This is a genomic window from Fibrobacter sp. UWR4, assembly GCF_003149045.1.
GTDB lineage: Bacteria > Fibrobacterota > Fibrobacteria > Fibrobacterales > Fibrobacteraceae > Fibrobacter.
The window spans coordinates 1-18,120 of sequence record NZ_QGDU01000016.1 but is presented as its reverse complement, the minus strand read 5'-3'; the positions used below and the strand labels follow the sequence as shown (position 1 = coordinate 18,120).

Sequence of the window (18,120 nt, the reverse complement as noted above, 5' to 3'; positions counted from 1 at the left end):
AAACCGTTTGTTTTTTGAAAATTCCCTTGCCAGGTTAGCAGCGACTTGCCTGGTTTTTGGCCTATGCTCCTGTTCGGACGAACATGTCTTTAAGCCCTACATGCCGGCAGAAAATCCCGGCGGACAGACTGGCCCATCTGTGCCTTTTGTGGGTGGTCCTCTCATGTTTACGGAAGTGGACCCTACGAACCTTGTATATGAAGACCACGAGGGTGGTGATGGTAGCTGGATTGAAATTTTCAACACCTCGGCAGAACCTGTCAATCTTGCGGGAAAATTCCTGACCAACAATTTGGAAAAGCCTACCAAGTGGATGTTCGGGAATGTGGTTGTTCCTGCCCAGGGATATATGGTAGTGTATCTTTCCGAAAAGAACCTGCCTGACTTTGTCCCCCCTTCCGATACAACAGATATGATTGGTCCCGGTTTCTGGAGTTGGACAGACTCCCAGAATGAGGATCCCGTTGGCTTCAGTTATGCGAACCCGCTGCCAGGACAGAAAAAGCTTTGCTTTAACGAAAATTCGGAAAGACATTGTGGTGCCGTCATGAAGTTCGGAGACAACGAGGAATTGGGGTGGTCCTCTATTTCGGTCATGATTGGTACGGGCTCTACGGATCCTGAGGATGTAACGGACATATCTAAGGCCAATGAAATTCTGATGAAAGCCTACATCACCAAGGGTCGTAAGGTTTCCTTCAGGCTTGCCCAGCCCGATGTGGATGACTGGCAGGGATATGAATTTGTATTCACAGGGACGGGAGACTCTTCCACGGTCTACCGCGGAACGCTTCCTGCGGGAACGACCTTTCCGGATCTTGCCCATATTTACGGCACCCGCATGAGCCCTGAATCCAAGGAGTCCCAGGAAGTATCTGTCAAAATCTTCAGCTATATGGCCCGTAATAGAGGTCACGAACCGCATGCCTCCTTCAAGGCGAAAAAGACTGGCGGTTCCCTGTATCTGATGGACGAAAACGGAGCCATTATGGATTCCCTTTCCTATCCGGAAATTCCTGCGGGAAAGAGCTGGGCCTTCGGCAGTGTTGCTGGCGGATCGGGTTTTGGATTTGCAGAACCGTCTCCCTATGGAATGTCCGTAGGGGAGGTGTTCCCTGCAAGATCTCCGGCTTTGGATTCGCTGACAGAACTGCCGCCCTCCGGTTTTTATCAGGCACCTTTTGTGGTGAATTTTCCCGAAGGTTATGCGATCCGTTGTGAGCTAGGTGGAAAAGCTCCTACCGAAGAAAGCCCTCTTATAACGGTACTTGGCTTTGATAAAAACACGACCGTTCGCTGCGGCAGTTTTGTTCCAGGAGCCATGCCAGGTAAACTGCTGAATCGCACCTACATTTTTGAAAAGGCTCCTGCTGTTCCCGCCGTATTCGTTACCGTAGATCCGGGCTCCATGTTTAATCCGGATACAGGCATCTATATGGAAGGCAATTTTGCACAGACTGCGGAACCTCACTATGGTGCCAACTACTGGCTGGATAAGGAAATCCCCGTCTTTGTTGAATTGATTGAAGCAGGAGTAAATCAGCCTGCGTTTGCGAAAGATGCTGGTCTTGAAATATTCGGTAATTACAGCCGCATGAACGAGAAAAAATCCGTGGCCATCACCTTCAGGGAAAAATACGGCGATAAACGTTTGAAATATCCCTTGTTCCCGGAATTTCCGGAATTGAAATCTTTCAAGGGCTTTGTACTGCGTAATAATGGCAGCAACAGCAATAACGATTATATTCGTGATATGCTGGCCTCTTCCATTACAGAAGGGCTTGGGGTGGATTACCAGCGAGGTCGCGCTTCTATCGTGTACTACAATGGTGAATACTATGGTATCCATAACATTCGCGAACGGTCTACGGAATACTACTTTGAAACTCACTATGGGATGGATCCCAAGAGCATCGACCTTTTGAAGGCCGATAATGCAGCGTCCAATGGATCTTCTGCTGAATACCAGGCCATGATGGACTGGCTGGAAACAGCCCATCTGGATGTAGATGCAAATTACGAAAAGGTGGCTTCCCAAATCGATGTGGGCAATTTTATCAATTACGTTCTTTCGGAACTGTTCATTGACAACAGGGATTGGCCCAGCAATAATCTGAAAAAGTGGCGCTGTAGTAATCCGAAAACCCTGTGGAAATGGTTTATTTACGATACGGATTTTGGATTCGGATCGGGAATGAGCTCCTTCAAGAACAATGTTTTTGAATTTGCTACTGCGGAGGATGGAGATTCCTGGCCCAATGGCCCTGCTTCTACTTTGCTTCTCCGAAGATTGCTCGAGAATTCCGCTTTTAGAACCTCTTTTATAAATAGAATGGCTGTTCTTCTGGTTACGAATTTTGAAACCTCGAGGGTAACGGCCCGAATTAACAAACTGATGGCGGATATTGACTCTGAAGTTACTCGAGATCAAAAAAACTGGGGCAGAAATGTCAACTGGATGAACACTTCCCTGAGTAATATCAAGAACTTTGCCAAGAAACGTCCTGGCGTAATTCAAAAAGAGCTGCAGGAATTCTTTGAATTAGGCGAAAATGTTCCCGTGACATTGTCTTCGACGGGGCCAGGGGTGATAGCTGTTCATGGACTTTCTCTGGATGCAAATCCTCTTACGGTGGGGTTCTTCAAGGGATTACCAGTGGAAGTGTCTGCGATCCCTTCTAGTGGAGGTATGTTTATGCAGTGGAGTGATGGCGAAACCTCTGCCACCCGTGTGATTATTCCGGAGAAAGTGAGTGAATTGAGAGCCGTCTTTAGATAGTGAATTTATATGGGGAACATCTGGTGAACGGAAAAACTCGATAAAGTCCCTGTAGACTAGGTGAATAGGGCCGTTGTTGAGGTTTAATTATTTTCAAAATTGGAAATTATCTACATTTGGGGTATTATGAGTTTCACTACTAAGATTCTTTGTATTGGTGCGGGCTATGTCGGTGGCCCCACTATGACTGTTATCGCCGATAAGTGTCCCGATGTCAAGGTAACCGTCGTGGACATCAACCAGTCCCGCATTGACGCTTGGAACAGCGAAAACCTTCCGATTTTTGAACCGGGTCTGGACGATGTGGTGAAGCGCGCCCGTGGTCGTAACCTCTTCTTTAGCACCGATATTCCGGCCGCCATTAAGGAAGCTGACATTATCTTCGTTTCCGTGAATACTCCCACCAAGACTTTTGGCCATGGTGCCGGTAAGGCTTCCGACCTCCAGTACTGGGAAAAGACTGCTCGCAACATCCTGGATGTTGCTAACGAAGGCAAGATCATTGTGGAAAAATCCACCCTGCCCGTCCGTACCGCCGCCGCTATGGAACGAATCCTGAATTCCAACGATAAGGGCCTTCACTTCGAAGTCCTTTCCAATCCGGAATTCCTTGCAGAAGGCACTGCAATCCAGGACTTGTTTGAACCGGATCGAGTGTTGATCGGTAGCCATCAGACGGAGTCTGGTCTTGCCGCTTGCCAGAAGCTGGTGGACGTCTATGCACACTGGGTTCCCCGTGACCGCATCCTCACCACCAACCTTTGGTCCTCTGAACTTACAAAGCTTACTGCTAATGCATTCCTTGCCCAGCGAATCAGTTCTATCAACTCCATTAGCGCCCTCTGCGAACGTACCGGTGCCGATGTTGACGAAGTCGCTTACGTTATGGGCAAGGACAGACGTATTGGTTCCAAGTTCCTGAAGGCATCCATCGGTTTCGGTGGATCCTGCTTCAAGAAGGATATTTTAAACCTGGTGTACCTTTGCGGTTACTATGGTCTTCCCGAAGTGGCTGCCTATTGGGAAAGCGTGGTGAAGATTAACGAATGGCAGACTCACCGTGTGGTTGATCGCATGCTGGAAACCATGTTCAATACTATCGCAGGTAAGAAGATTGCCGTCTTCGGTTTCGCCTTTAAGGCTAATACTGGCGATACTCGCGAAAGTCCGGCTAACCTGGTTGTTCGCGATTTGCTGGCCGAACATGCGGTGCCGGTCGTAACTGATCCCAAGGCTATTCCTGATGCTAAGCGCGACTTGAAGGATGTCCTTGATCAGGTTCAGTTTGAAGAAGATGTCTATAAGGCTGCAGAAGGTGCTCACGCAGTGGTGGTTTGCACCGAATGGAAGTGCTTCGCTGAGCTGGATTGGAAACGTATTTATGGTTCCATGGCCAAGCCTGCATTTGTGTTTGATGGTCGAAATATCCTTGATGCAGAAGCCCTTCGCAAGATTGGCTTCGAAGTCACTAGCATTGGCAAGGGTAAGGCGGAGTAATTTCTTTTGAAAGTTGTTGTGCTTGGTACTCGCGGGATTCCCGATATAATGGGTGGCATTGAAACCCATTGTCAGGAGTTGTATCCACGATTGGTGGAGCGAGGAGTCGAAGTTGTTATTTTAGGCCGTAAGGCCTACACGCCCCAGTCAGAACCTTACAGCTATAAGGGTGTTCGCGTTATCCCTGTGTATACACCTAAGGTTTCTGGATTTGAAGCTTTTGTTCATACCTTCAGATGCTATCGAAAGGCGTTGAAACTTCGTCCGGATGTGATACATCTTCACGCTATTGGCCCTTCCGCCATTGCTCCATTCTTTAGAATGGCTGGTATTAAGGTTGTGTATACCCATCATGGCCAGGATTACAATCGCGCCAAGTGGGGCGGTCTTGCGAAGGCTATTCTCCGGTTAAGCGAACGATTGGGAACGGTTTTCTCCAATAAGGTTATTGTCATTTCTGACTACTTGGAACAGTGGCTCCAGAAGAGGTACAATTGCAAGAAAACTGCCTTGATCCATAATGGTGTCAATGTTCCTGTCCGGTTGTCGGAAAGCGTTGCTCAAAAGTACTTGGAAAAGTACTGCCTCGTTGGAAAACGCTATGTGTTTGCCTTAGGTCGATTTGTCAAGGAAAAGGGATTCCTCGATTTAATTGCGGCCTATAAGAAAGCAAACCTTGGCGATGTAAAGCTTGTGATTGCAGGCACTGCAGATCATGAAAGCGAATACTCTAAGGAATTGAGAGAGGCTGCTTATTCTGCAGGTGTCGTGCTGCCTGGATTTATTCATGGAGAGGAATTGCAGGCTGTGTTTGAAAACGCAGAACTGTTTGCTATTCCGAGTTACCATGAAGGTCTTCCTATTGTGTTGCTGGAAGCATTGAGCCACAATTTGAATGTGGTTGCTAGTGATATTCCTGCAAATACAGAAGTTCCTCTGCCTAGAGAATGCTTCTTTAAAACTGGAGATGTTGATGAACTTGCAAAGAAGCTAAGTGAGTTTGTCAATAATCCTGTTCAAAGAAATTACAGGCAGATTGTTGAAGAATGTTATAATTGGGATAAGATTGCTGACCAGACTAAGGAAGTCTACGAAAGTCTTGCTCATCGTTAATAGAGGATTTTATGTCTTGTTCAAGCTGTAATGGAAATTGCAAATCTGATAAGATCCAGATGCCTACCGATGTGTCGGTGATTACGACCTATCGTTGCCAGATGCGTTGCAAAATGTGCAACATTTGGAAGAATCCCACTAAGAAAAGTGAGGAAATCAAGGCGGAAGATCTTGAAATTCTCCCGCAGCTTAAGTTTGCCAATGTTACTGGTGGTGAACCTTTCATCCGCCAGGATTTGGAAGAAATTGTTGAAGTCCTCTTCACCAAGGCTCCGCGTATTGTGATTAGTACCAGCGGCTGGTGGGTGGATCGTGTTATCAAGCTGGCAGAACGTTTCCCCAACATTGGTATTCGCGTTTCCATCGAAGGTATGGAAGGTACCAACAACTTCCTCCGCGGTCGTGATGATGGCTTTGAACGAGGCCTCAGAACATTGAAGACCTTGCATGAAATGGGTATCAAGGATATCGGTTTCGGTCAGACCTTGAGCAATAAGAACAGTCATGATCTTATTCCCTTGTATGAACTTGCCCGTTCCATGAATTTTGAATTTGCAACGGCTGCTTTCCACAATAGCTTCTACTTCCACAAGGAAGACAACTTCATTACCAACAAGGAAGAAGTGTGCGCTAATATTGAAAAGTTGGCAAATCGTCTTTTGCAGGAAAAGCATCCCAAGGCCTGGTTCCGTGCATTCTTCAATTTGGGCTTGATCAATTACATTAATGGTAATCGCCGTAGCTTGCCTTGTGAAGCAGGTACCGTCAACTTCTTTACAGACCCGTGGGGTGAAGTTTATCCCTGTAACGGTCTGGAACCCAAGTACTGGCAAGAATCCATGGGTAACATTCACAATGCCAAGACCTTCGAAGAAATCTGGTTTAGCGAACAGGCTAACAGAGTTCGTGAAAAGGTACGTAGTTGCCCCAAGAATTGCTGGATGGTGGGTACTGCAGCTCCCGTGATGAAGAAGTATATCACCAAGACTGCTCCTTGGGCTATGAAGGCTAAGTTGAAGAGCCTTCTTGGCGGCACCATTAGCTACGAAAAGGACTTTAAGCTTTTCGATGTGGGTCAGGATCCGCGTCAGGGCGACTTGAGAATTGAAGACAAGTAGGGTGTAGAATGCGAATCCTGCTGGCAAACAAGTTTTATTATCGTCGTGGTGGAGACTGCATCTATTCCATTGAACTGGAATCCTTGTTAAGAGAGGCCGGTCATGAAGTAGCTTTCTTTGCGATGGATTTCGCTGAAAATATTGAATCATCCTGGTCGAAGTTCTGGCCTAGGGAAGTGGCTTTTTCTCCTAAGAAGCCCGGGGCCTTTATTCGCGCATTTAAGCGTCCTTTTGGTGATTCTGAAACCATCAGTAAATTTACGGCCTTGCTGGATGAATTTAAACCGGATGTTCTTCATTTGAACAACATTCATACACAGCTTTCTCCGGTGATTGCGGAAATTGCGCATTCCCGTGGGGTAAAGGTTGTATGGACTCTTCACGATTACAAATTAGTATGTCCTGCTTATACATGCTATTGTAATGGTGAGCTTTGTGAAGAATGTATTGGTGGCTCTAAAAAGCCTTGCTCTGCAAAGTGTTGTGTTAAGAATAAACTTGGCAGCGTTATTGCTCAGAAGGAAGCTGAAACATGGAACTGCTCTCGTCTTGAGAAGTGCGTGGACAAGTATGTTTGCCCTAGTGCCTTCATGAAAAAGAAAATGGAGCAGGGTGGCTTTGAACCGTCTAAGTTAATCGCTCTTCATAATTTTATCGACATAAGCAAGCTGGCTCATGAGTCTGTGGCTAAGGAAGATTGTTATTGCTATGTAGGACGTCTTTCTAAGGAGAAAGGCGTTCGTACCTTGCTGAAGGCTGCTTCTCAGAAAAAACAGGTTTTGTATGTGCTGGGCACAGGTCCTTTGAGTGAAGAGCTGAAAAATGAATTTGCCGCTTTCCCTCAGATCAAGTTTATGGGACATTGTGACTGGAATACCTGTAAGGATATTTTGCTGAAGTCGAAGTTCAGCGTAATTTCCAGTGAGTGGTACGAAAACAATCCGCTGTCTGTGATTGAATCCTTGAGCTTGGGAACGCCTGTTCTTGGAGCGAATATTGGCGGCATTCCGGAACTCATATCTGCTGGTGTAACCGGTGAGCTTTATGAATCTGGAAATAAGGATGATCTTTCTCAGAAGATCGACCTAATGTTCAGTAAGAGCTATTGCTATGATGCAACAGCTCTGTGTCAGCAGTATTCCAAGGTGTCTTACCTGAAGCAGATTCTTGAAATTTACGGATGATCAACTCATGGGACCGTTGATTTCCGTAATTATTCCCGTATTTAAGGTTGAACAATTTCTGGACCAGTGCGTTCAGAGTGTTGTTGATCAAACATATCGAAATCTGGAAATTATCCTGGTGGATGACGGATCGCCCGACACTTGTCCGGCGATGTGCGATAAGTGGGCGGAATTGGATGCACGTATAAAAGTAGTCCATAAGGCTAATGGAGGCTTGGGCGATGCTCGTAATGCCGGGTTAAAGGTCGCCACGGGTGATTACATTGGTTTTATGGATAGCGATGACTGGTGTGAAAAAGATATGTTCCAGTCTTTGCTTGACGCTTGCGAAAAGTATAATGCCCCCATGTCTATATGCAATGTATTTGTTGATTGGGAATGTGGCTGGGCTACAGAGACAGCATGCTTTTCTAAGGAAGAAACTTGCCTAACGAAGCAGGATGCTCTCCAAAGGTATTTGAGTGACCGCTTGACCGCTTGGGCGTGGAATAAGTTGTACCATAAGGATCTTGTCCCATATCTTCAATATCCAAAACAGAGCTATGAGGATATCCCTGTTGCAAGAAGTCTCTTTTCCTTGGTGGAGAAGGTGGCCCTTACAGGGAAGGCTTCGTACCACTATCGCCAACGTCAGGGAAGTATTGTAAATTCAACTGTCAACGAGTCTCAATATACCTTGGTAAAGGAATTACGCGAAAACGTAAAATTGGCCGCACGGTGTGGATTTGAAGGTGAGGCCAAGGTAAGGCTTGCTGTTAGCAGTTTTAACTTTCTCGAAAAACTCGTGAAAGCAGATGTTCCTGTTCTATCCGAAGAAATTCCGGCTTTAGTGAAAGATGTTCAGGATGCCAAATCCTTGATAAGAAAACATTGCAAGTCGAAAAAAATCCATAAGGCATTTATGTTTGCCCTTGCTCATGGAGTTTCCTATAAGGTTGTTTTCTCCTTGTTCCAGAAATTCCAGTGGGTATATCGGAAAATGAATCTAAAGAGATAATAGAACATTATGACTTATTTGATTGCTGCATATTTGTTCTTTGCTCTGCTTTCCTATAGGAAGGCTGTCTTAGCCTTAGCTCCGCTGGCTCTGGCTTTGTACATGTTCCCTGTGATTCATGGACAGATGTTTTCCATGGTGGATTTCTGCTGCTTGGGATTGACTGCACTTCTTCCTTTTAAGACAAATGTTGTTTCGTCGTTCAAGGAATATCCTTTTAAAATCCCTTGTTTTTTGGTGTTTTTCTCTTATTGCATAACGAACGTCCTTGCGGAAGCTCATTGGCCCAGTACCATAATTGTTTTCAACACCATTTATATTTATCCTTTGGTTGTGTGGACTCAACTGAAATCCGAAGATGATATTCGGTTCCTTATAAAAGGATTTATGGTGCTTTTTGGTGTTGCAGCCATGTATGCCTTGATAGAGCTTGCGTTGGATGACAACTTTGTTTTGGATTCCTTTTTGTCTCAGGGAATTGTAAACCAGAACGTGATTAATTACGACGAACATCGCTTTGGAATTAAACGCTTGCAGAGTTTCTTCTGTACACCGATGTCTATGGGACTTTCCATGGGTGCATTCGCTTATGTGATGTATGAATTGGACAAGATGAATAAGGAAAAGTCACTGTATTATTCAATTCTGATGATTGGTTGCTTTGTTTTGCCTTGGTTGACCGGTGCTCGTTCTGTGTTTGTTGCGGAATTTTTGATCTTGATTCCTGTTTTAAAGAGATTGATGAGTAGTGGCCGCTTTCTGCTGCTTAAGATGGCTTTAGTTGGCAGCGCTGTTTTTGCTCTTGGTGGCTGGGTTACGTTGTTGGTGGATTCTTTTGTTCATTCCGATACGGCTGTGACTGGAAGCAGCTTTGATATGCGTTTGATTCAGTTTGCTGTTATTCTCCCCTTTTTCCTGAATTCACCCATTTGGGGTAATGGTTATGCCTATACCTGGAGTTTTGTGAAGGCGGTAGATCAGGATATTCTTGGTGCAGAAAGTATTTGGCTTCAGGTTCTTGTGGACAATGGTTTAATTGGTGCTTTGGCCTACATCGCTTGCATATCTTCTATGGTGATTCAGTTGAGAAAGTGCAAAAAGGATTATATTGTTATTCCTTTGTCTGTAATAGCGGCTTATACGATGTCCACTTTCCTTGGTCTTGATTTGAATTACTTCTTTATTTTGAGCATGATGCTGATTAAGTATCATGAGTTTAACCAGGAAAAAACGGAAAAAGAAACGCCCGCGGTGGAATCTGAATCTAAATCTGACGCAGATCCCATGCCCTAAATAATTCTAAAAAAGAATTTCCTCGGTTGAGGCTTGCTTAATCTGTTCATGAAATTATAAAACGACGTTTTCGTGAAAAGGACGATCATGACTTCTATTGAACAAGACATTCTAAAGTGCATTTGGCAGAATCCTTCGGCAGGCCAGAGATTGCTTTCGGATCTGTCTGGTTTTTCCTTGGGATTGATCAATAAGTCTATCAAGAGCTTGACGTCACAGGAGTTTTTGGATGAGAATTCGCAATTGACTGTCAAGGCAAAGGATGAAATTAAAAATAAAGCTCCCAAGAGAGCTATTATATTGGCTGCCGGTTTTGGCATGCGCATGGTTCCTGTAAATTTAGAGAGGCCTAAGGCTCTTCTTGAGGTTCGAGGTGAAATTCTCATCGAAAGAATGATTCGCCATCTTCATGAAGTAGGTGTTAATGAAATCTATATTGTGGTTGGTTTTTTAAAAGAATCATTTGACTACCTAGTGGATAAATATGGTGTCAAGTTGATTGTGAATGATCTGTATGGCTCTAAAAACAATTTGCATTCATTGACTCTTGCAGCGAATTATCTTGAAAATGTCTATGTGATTCCTTGTGATATTTGGTGTAGGGAAAATCCGTTTAGTCATTGTGAGCTTCACTCTTGGTATATGGTTTCTGAAGAGGCCTGTAAGGGCAGTTCTGTTCGAGTGAATCGAAAAATGGAATTAACCTCGGCTTCCTCTGTTTCCGGAGGGAATCAGATGATTGGCATTTCCTACTTGGTTGGGGAAGTTGCCTCTGAATTGAAGCGACGCTTGTTGTCCTTTGATCAAAAAAGTCAGTATGAATCATCCTTCTGGGAAGAAGCGCTGTTTGATAATAGTCGGATTGCAATTCCTGCAAAGTTGGTCCGTTCTGCAGACTTTTTTGAGATTAATACTTATGAGCAGCTTCGCAATTTTGATGAGAATTCAAATCATTTAAAAACCGATGCTATAGATGTCATCGCAAATTGTTTTAAGGTAGCTCCCAGGCAGATTGTTGATATTTGCGTTTTGAAGAAGGGTATGACCAACAGGTCTTTCCTTTTTTCCTGTAAAGGGAAAAAGTATATCATGCGTATTCCTGGCGAAGGAACGTCCTTGCTGATTGACAGAAAAAATGAGGCGGCTGTATATCAGGCTGTTTCTGGCAAGGGTGTGTGTGACGATGTTGTTTATATTAATCCTGAAACAGGGTATAAGATTACAAGTTTTTTGGAGGGAGTTCGTGTCTGCGATCCGGTTAACGATGATGATCTTCTGCAATGCATGGATAAACTTCGTTATTTCCATGAACTAAAAATTTCTGTTGATCATGAATTCGATATTTTTGGTCAAATTGCATATTACGAAAGTCTATGGAACGGGGCTCCATCTGTATTTAGGGATTATGCTGAAACAAAACGAAATGTACTGTCATTGAAGTCTTTCGTTGAAGAACATGCTGGCGAAAAAGTTTTAACTCATATTGACGCAATTCCGGATAACTTCTTGTTTTCTAAGGGAAGTTCTGGTGAAACGATAGTAAGCTTGATTGACTGGGAATATGCTGGCATGCAAGATCCCCATGTGGACTTGGCCATGTTCTGTATTTATTCGTTCTATGATAAGGAACAGACTGACCATTTGTTGAATATTTATTTTCAGGGGAATTGCCCGGATGTGGTTCGTGTCAAGGTGTATGCCTATATGGCCGTTTGTGGTTTTCTTTGGAGTAACTGGTGCGAATATAAGAGATCCCTTGGCGTGGAATTTGGTGAGTATCATTTACGCCAATATCGTTATGCCAAGGATTTTTTCAAACTCGTTGTTAAAGAACGTGAATTGTTGAACATTTAAGAAAAGAGATTTGTGATGCATTGTGTTAAACGCGCGATTATTATGGCTGCAGGGATTGGCAGTAGAATGCGTCCCGTTACCCTGAAAACACCGAAGCCGATGATTAAAGTGAATGGTGTCAGAATGATTGATTCTGTTATACAGGCTCTTCATAGAAATGGAATTAACGAAATCTATGTAGTGGTGGGCTATCTTAAGGAACAATTCTATGTTCTGGAAAAGGAATATGAAAACCTGCATGTCATAGAAAATCCTCTGTATGACGTTTGCAACAATATTTCATCTCTTTATGTTGCTCGCGATTATATAGGTGAGTCTATTATTTTGGATGGAGACCAGATTATCTTCAATGACGAAATTTTGTCGCCTGAATTTGAAAAGTCTGGCTATAATGCGATTTGGACCGATGGCGAAACTGCGGAATGGTTGATGCAGGTAGAAGATAATAGAGTGACGTCTTGTAGTAGGACTGGCGGCGTTGGGGGATGGCAGCTATTTAGCGTTTCCCGCTGGACTGCTGAAGACGGTGCGAAATTGAAACACCATCTTGAAGTTGAATTTGACGAAAAACAGAATCGCCAGATTTATTGGGATGATGTGGCTATGTTCTGTCATTTTGAAGAATATGATCTAGGTATTCGTCCCATGAATTCTGGCGATATAGTGGAAATAGACAACTTTGATGAGTTGGTTGCTATGGATCCTAGCTATAAGAATGTTTAAAGACAATCACTATAAACCTAATAAGGAAATAATATGGAAAAGCATAAAGGCAAAATAGATTGGATGATCACGATAGTCCCGTTTTCAATCGTGATTATTTTTAGTTTACTGTTCTTTGCTTGGCCGGAGCAGTCTAACGCAATCTTAAGTAAGGTGCGCTTCTTCTTTGGTGATACTTTTGGGACTTATTATTTGATTATTGGTCTTGGATTTTTCATTATGTCTTTATTCCTGGCGATGTCTAAGTATGGTGATATTGTCCTTGGAGGAAAGGATGAAAAACCAAAGTATTCATTCTTCGCTTGGGGCTGTATGATGTTTACCTGTGGCCTTGCTGCGGATATCCTTTTCTATTCCTTTTCCGAATGGGTTATGTATGCGACCAATCCCCATCTTGCCGATCTCGGTAGTGTTCAGGATTGGGCTGGCGTTTTCCCGATTTTCCACTGGAGTCTCATTCCTTGGGCATTTTACTTAGTATTGGCTGTAGCCTTTGGCTTTATGCTTCACGTTCGTAAACAGTCTCGTCAGAAGTATTCCGAAGCATGTCGTCCTATTTTGGGAAAACATACGGATGGCGTTCTTGGTCGCGTGATTGACTTGTTGGCTGTCTTTGCCCTCTTGGCAGGTACTGCAACCACTTTCAGTATTGCAACGCCCCTTATGGCAAGTATTATCACAGAACTGTTCCATGTGGAAATTAGCAGAACTGCAATTACTATCGTTATTCTGATATTTACCTGTGCTGTCTATACCTATTCCTTGCTTCACGGATTTAAGGGTATTAGCATTCTTGCGAAAGTCTGTATCTTTATGTTCTTTGGCTTGAACTTCTATGTCCTTGCCTTTGGCGGCGAAGCACGTTATATCATTGATACGGGATTTGAATCTCTGGGTAGAATGGTACAGAACTTTATTGGTCTGTCCACTTATACGGATCCTCTCCGTAAGAATAATTTCCCGCAAGATTGGACGATTTATTACTGGGCATATTGGATGGTTTGGTGTGTCGCGGCTCCCTTCTTCATCGGCAATATTTCCAAGGGACGAACTATTCGCCAAACACTGCTTGGAGGTTACGTCTTCGGCGTTGGATCTACAATTCTGAGTTTCATCGTTCTAGGTAACTATTCTCTTGGTCAGCAGACTGCTGGCGTCGCTGATTACATGGCTCCCTATATAGCAAATGGAGATCTGTATGCGATGATTATTAGCGTCATCAATACACTGCCTTGTGCTCCTTTGGTTCTTGTACTCGTGTTATTGACCATGGTGGCCTTCTATGCGACATCCTTTGATTCCATTGCTTATACGGCATCTTGCTATAGCTATCATAAATTGGAAGATGGCGAAACGCCTCATAAGCTGATTCAGCTGATGGTTTGCATTTTGCTGATTATTTTGCCGATTGCTCTGGTTTTCTCTGAAAGTTCCATGAGTAACCTTCAGTCTGTAAGTATCCTTGCTGCATTCCCCATTGGCCTTGTCATGATTTTGATCGTGGTGAGTTTCTTGAAGGATGGAAAAAAATGCATTGAGGAAAGAGAACAGAAGTAATTTTTTGAGAAGTTCCTTAAACAAAAGACCCTTCATAATGGAAGGGTCTTTTTCTTTTGAGAAAAAATTAAGCTTTCTTAAATTTCCCCTTGATCTTTGCGAAGTATTTAACTGCTACAGAGTCTCGAATTGCTAAAATGACGAGGCCATAGATGGGGAGGAATGTCAAGAAGTTTAGTAATATATTGAGTAATGGTATATCCGTGTTGATTAAAAGGGATAGTCCCCAGGCGATAGGATAGGCGATGACCATATACTTAATAACATCTACCATTTGCTGGACATAACTGTAGTCCAAAATCTTTTTTGTTGGGTGTAAATTGATTGCCGCTGCAACGAAGTTGATGAAAAACTGGGTGGCTGCAATACCCAATACCCCATATTGGAAACCAATAAAGATAATGACCACATAAATTGCTTTTTTGGGAAATTCAAGCTTAAGAATGAGTCCGGTACGGTTAGCGACTTGAAGCAGGCTGAGGCTTAATTGGCCTATGGGATTCCACATTGTACCTGCGACGATAATCTGGAAAAGAACTACTGCGGGCAACCATTTGTCGGTCCATAAAAAGACGATGATGTCTCTACCGGAGAAACAAAGGAATGCGGAAAGGGGCGCAATAATCATGACTAGGAGACGCATGATTTCGCGGAAATTTTCCTGTAGCTGGACCTTGTCATTTTGGTGTCTGGATAAAACAGGTAAGGCGACCTTCTGGACGATTCCGGAAGCTACGGAATTGAAGTTGTTGCTGAGGCCGTTTGCCTTGGAAAAATATCCTAGATCGGCTTTGGTGAAAAACTTACCGATGAGAACGGAGTAGATTTCGTTAAATACAGTTCCGATTAGGTTGGCGCCTAAAAGCTTTGAACCGAATCCAAATAAGTAGGAAAAGGATTCCTTGCTGAATTTTTCATGGGGGCGCCATTTGGCAAAAATCCAGAGCAGGGTAGTTCTGATAAATGCTGCAAGAACTGTCTGCAAGGCCAATGCGTAAACGCCCCATCCTCGATAGGCGAGAAGGATTGCGATAAGGCCTGCGGGAATTTGACCGCAGAGGTTGATGATTGTCTGCAGTCTAATATTCAGGTTGGCTGTTAGAATGGCGCTCTGTACCACGCAAAGGGAATTAAGCAAGACACTTAATCCAATGATCTTTACGAGCGGAATGAGAATCGGCTCGTTAAAGAAGTTTGCGATAATGGGTGAACACAGCCAAAGAATGCCGTAAGCTACAATGCCAATGGCAATATTGAAATAAAAAGCTGTAGATAGATCCTTTTCTGTGCGGTCAATTTTTCGAATAAGTCCGTTGGCAAAACCGGCGTCAACGAAGGTGTTCGAAAGAGAGATGAATATGGTAGTGAGTCCTACGATGCCATATTCATTTGGCGTCAAAAGTCTAGCAAGGACAACCCCGATAACGAAGCTGACTGCCTGGGAAGACAATCTTTCCAGAAGACTCCAGATGACCGCTAGAAAAGGTGTGTTTTTTTTACTCATTCGTTTCGGGCAGAATTCTTATGCCGGTGATTTCTTCAGGAGAGTAGTATTCGGCATATTTGCTTCCGCCGTAATCGTTTGTCCAGCCAGAATTAGGCGTCATGAAATCTTCGCCGTAGTACATGGTCAGAGCCTTGGCCGGGTCAGAAGGTGCGCTAAATTCTTCGCCATCGATGGTGACTGTGGATAAAGGCTTGGAGCAATCCAAGGTATAGGACATGGAAAACTTAACGACGCAGCCTTTCCCGATTTCGTAGCAGAATACCTTGCAGATATCTCCTTCGCGGAAGGCGAGGAAAATATCAAATGCGATGCCCTTATAAGTGAATGTGTATTCAGACTTTTTGCGTTCGCCAGTCTTGAGATTCATGTAGTCAAAGGCGTGGCTGAAAACAAAACCGCGATCAATCAATTTTTTATGAAGTTCTTCGGTGTAGTCTGTGGCCATCATGCCTGCGTCCAGATCAAAGTCATGGGGAATAAAAGACTTGTGTCTTACTGCTCCGAGGAGGGTGCCGTATTCAAGCCAGTAATTTGCGCCGCATTCCTTGCAGGTGTCCCTGAAAATTTTCAGGGCCTCGAGACCGTTTTCGTGCAGTCTTTTTTGCTTAGCCTTCAAGTCTTTCTTGATACAGTAAGCGGACCATTTTTTCTGAAGGAATGAGCCTTCCTTGCCGCCAATAGCCTGATAAAGTTTGTGAGCGATGCCCATAAATACCTCTAGTCTTTTATCCAATAAATTTTGCTTAATGTATGAGGGGAAGTTCTATTGGCGTCCGGAGGGGGCGTCATGTAGTCTCCGTACATTTGTGTGAGCCACTGGTGGTAATCCGTAGTGACCATAAACTCGTCGTTCCCAAAAGGTTTCTTGGTAAAATTATCGAACATACTTCTGGGATAAATCGATCTGTATGCTGCGTCTATTTCTGGATCCACCGCCAGGGCGACAAAGGCTGCCTGATCGTTGGAAAGTGTGTTTACTTTCTCGTATTCCTGTTGGGTCAAACCCTTCATGGAATACGGCAACATGGCGACCTTAGCAAGACGAATCAAAATACGCTTCCACCAAACATTCTTACGTCCGGGCTTGACCAACTTAATTCTGAATTTCTTTTTGATGGAGTTCAGAGAATCAATGAATGCATTACATTCTTCCTTAGTGTCAAACATGTTGTCGAATGGAAAAACGTCGATGTTGATACCGATGTTTTTCATACAGATGTTTTCTTCTAGGATGGTGCGGGTGTCCGCGACTTTGGCGTAGGGATTGTGGTAATCTTTATCTTTACGATAGTCGTAGGCGTAATAATATTCGTGTTGGTAGCTTTGGATGAACTTTTCGTAGTCCTTTCGGGGCATGGCGATGTCGATGTCGTCATCCCAGGGAATGTATCCCTTATGTCTGATAGCTCCTAAAAGAGACCCGAATATAAGGGTGTATCTAAGTCTGTTCTGCTCGCAAAAACGATGGATGTCCTTAAGGATGTCCACCTGAATCTGCTTCATTTCTTCGACTGAGATGTCCTTCATTATTCCTTCCAATAAAACTTCGTGTGGTCACAACTATGTTGAACACGTTCTTCTTCAGGAGGAAGCTGCATGTAGGATCCATAGTTCAATTTGAGTATGGTATCCCAGTCTCGAATTGCAGAGAACATGCGGCCTTCAAATTCAACTTCTGTGTACTCGTCGAAAATTTTCTTGTCGTAGAACTGCTTGTCCAATGTAGTTGTGCTGACTAATTGACTACAATGGCTTGCTGTTGCGAACGGGTATTCCTTGCATTGGTCAAGGATTTTGTCGTTGATTTTTCTTGGAGTCCAGTTGAAGTAACGAATTTTTCGGCAGAGCTGTTTGATATTTTGTCGCAAGGATAGCTTGGTTGATAAGTTTGGCATTGCCCTACGGACCGCCAGTTGAAGATTGTACAATCTGGCGTTCTCAATCATTCTTTTTTTAAAGGCCGCTCTGTCATCTTCCACGCCATCAATGGGGAAAATGTCAATCCATATACCGAGATCTTTATTCGGTGCCCAAGGAAGTGTTGACTGGAAGACAGTCCTTTTTACATCACAAACTCTTGGTAGTGCGATATAGCTGTCCTTTTCCGAAATAAAGGCGATTCCTTCCTGTGGCTTGAAAAGCCTTGCAAATTTTTCATAGTTGGGACGAGTCATAAATATATCGATGTCGTCATCCCATGGAATGAAGCCCTTGTGCCTAATTGCACCTAGGAGGGTTCCGTATGCTAAGGAGTACTGGATGTCATTTGCCTTGCAAAATTGGTGGACCTCGGTTAAAATATCGAGGCTTACATTTTGAATGTCTATTAACGATAAAGCTTGCATTCTTCTCTCACTTAATTTCATCCAGCACCGTGTTAGAACTCTTTTATCTCAAATTTAACAAAAAGAGAGCTTTTACGATAAAAATTCATACAAAAAACAATTATGACTCCCCAAAATAGACTTTCAGTGGAATATTATTTTTTGTTGGTTAAA

At 43.7% G+C, this 18,120-nt stretch carries 14 protein-coding genes; 10 read left to right on the top strand and 4 right to left on the bottom strand.

The genetic code is table 11. The annotated features are described in order from the left end of the window. Positions 1-100: 100 nt before the first annotated feature. The 10 genes from BGX12_RS07980 to BGX12_RS07935 all read left to right on the top strand — a co-directional run bounded on the left by BGX12_RS07980 (position 101) and on the right by BGX12_RS07935 (position 14,115). Complete coding sequence (locus BGX12_RS07980) at positions 101-2,779, top strand: CotH kinase family protein (protein WP_233246311.1); 2,679 nt, start codon at positions 101-103, stop codon at positions 2,777-2,779. Positions 2,780-2,905: 126 nt separating this feature from the next. Continuing rightward, positions 2,906-4,276: a nucleotide sugar dehydrogenase gene (locus BGX12_RS07975; RefSeq protein ID WP_109735594.1), complete on the top strand. Its 1,371-nt coding sequence runs from the start codon at positions 2,906-2,908 to the stop codon at positions 4,274-4,276. A 6-nt stretch (positions 4,277-4,282) separates the two neighbouring features. Continuing rightward, a complete protein-coding gene (locus BGX12_RS07970) occupies positions 4,283-5,389 on the top strand; it encodes a glycosyltransferase family 4 protein (protein ID WP_146196291.1) in 1,107 nt (368 codons plus the stop codon). Positions 5,390-5,400: 11 nt separating this feature from the next. After that, positions 5,401-6,507: a radical SAM protein gene (locus BGX12_RS07965; RefSeq protein WP_199220746.1), complete on the top strand. Its 1,107-nt coding sequence runs from the start codon at positions 5,401-5,403 to the stop codon at positions 6,505-6,507. 8 nt (positions 6,508-6,515) lie between these two features. Further along, positions 6,516-7,691: a glycosyltransferase gene (locus tag BGX12_RS07960; RefSeq protein WP_109735551.1), complete on the top strand. Its 1,176-nt coding sequence runs from the start codon at positions 6,516-6,518 to the stop codon at positions 7,689-7,691. Positions 7,692-7,698: 7 nt separating this feature from the next. After that, the gene (locus tag BGX12_RS07955) at positions 7,699-8,688 is read left to right on the top strand and encodes a glycosyltransferase family 2 protein (RefSeq protein WP_109735550.1); all 990 of its coding nucleotides are present in this window, start codon (positions 7,699-7,701) and stop codon (positions 8,686-8,688) included. Positions 8,689-8,697: 9 nt separating this feature from the next. Further along, entirely contained in the window at positions 8,698-9,981 is a 1,284-nt protein-coding gene (locus BGX12_RS07950; RefSeq protein WP_109735549.1) for an O-antigen ligase, read from the top strand. Between the two features lie 87 nt (positions 9,982-10,068). Then, positions 10,069-11,835, top strand: a complete 1,767-nt coding sequence (locus tag BGX12_RS07945) for a phosphotransferase (protein ID WP_109735548.1) — start codon at positions 10,069-10,071, stop codon at positions 11,833-11,835. Between the two features lie 15 nt (positions 11,836-11,850). After that, positions 11,851-12,558, top strand: coding sequence for a sugar phosphate nucleotidyltransferase (locus BGX12_RS07940; protein ID WP_109735547.1), 708 nt, complete (start codon positions 11,851-11,853; stop codon positions 12,556-12,558). Between the two features lie 33 nt (positions 12,559-12,591). Then, on the top strand, positions 12,592-14,115 hold the full coding sequence (locus BGX12_RS07935) for a BCCT family transporter (protein WP_109735546.1): 1,524 nt from the start codon (positions 12,592-12,594) through the stop codon (positions 14,113-14,115). Between the two features lie 67 nt (positions 14,116-14,182). Here BGX12_RS07935 and BGX12_RS07930 read toward each other — a convergent pair whose 3' ends face one another. From BGX12_RS07930 to BGX12_RS07915, 4 genes are read right to left on the bottom strand one after another with little or no spacing between them, the layout of a single operon-like run. Then, positions 14,183-15,619 carry a lipopolysaccharide biosynthesis protein gene (locus tag BGX12_RS07930; RefSeq protein WP_109735545.1) on the bottom strand — a complete coding sequence of 479 codons (1,437 nt, stop codon included), beginning with the start codon at positions 15,617-15,619 and terminating at the stop codon, positions 14,183-14,185. Continuing rightward, on the bottom strand, positions 15,612-16,331 hold the full coding sequence (locus BGX12_RS07925; protein WP_109735544.1) for a LicD family protein: 720 nt from the start codon (positions 16,329-16,331) through the stop codon (positions 15,612-15,614). The genes BGX12_RS07930 and BGX12_RS07925 overlap by 8 nt, the downstream gene beginning before the upstream one ends. Before the next feature lie 8 nt (positions 16,332-16,339). Beyond that, positions 16,340-17,149 (bottom strand): phosphorylcholine transferase LicD, encoded by an 810-nt coding sequence (locus BGX12_RS07920; RefSeq protein WP_109735543.1) that lies wholly within the window; start codon positions 17,147-17,149, stop codon positions 16,340-16,342. Next, the gene (locus tag BGX12_RS07915; protein WP_109735542.1) at positions 17,149-17,988 is read right to left on the bottom strand and encodes a phosphorylcholine transferase LicD; all 840 of its coding nucleotides are present in this window, start codon (positions 17,986-17,988) and stop codon (positions 17,149-17,151) included. The genes BGX12_RS07920 and BGX12_RS07915 overlap by 1 nt, the downstream gene beginning before the upstream one ends. Positions 17,989-18,120: the final 132 nt, after the last annotated feature.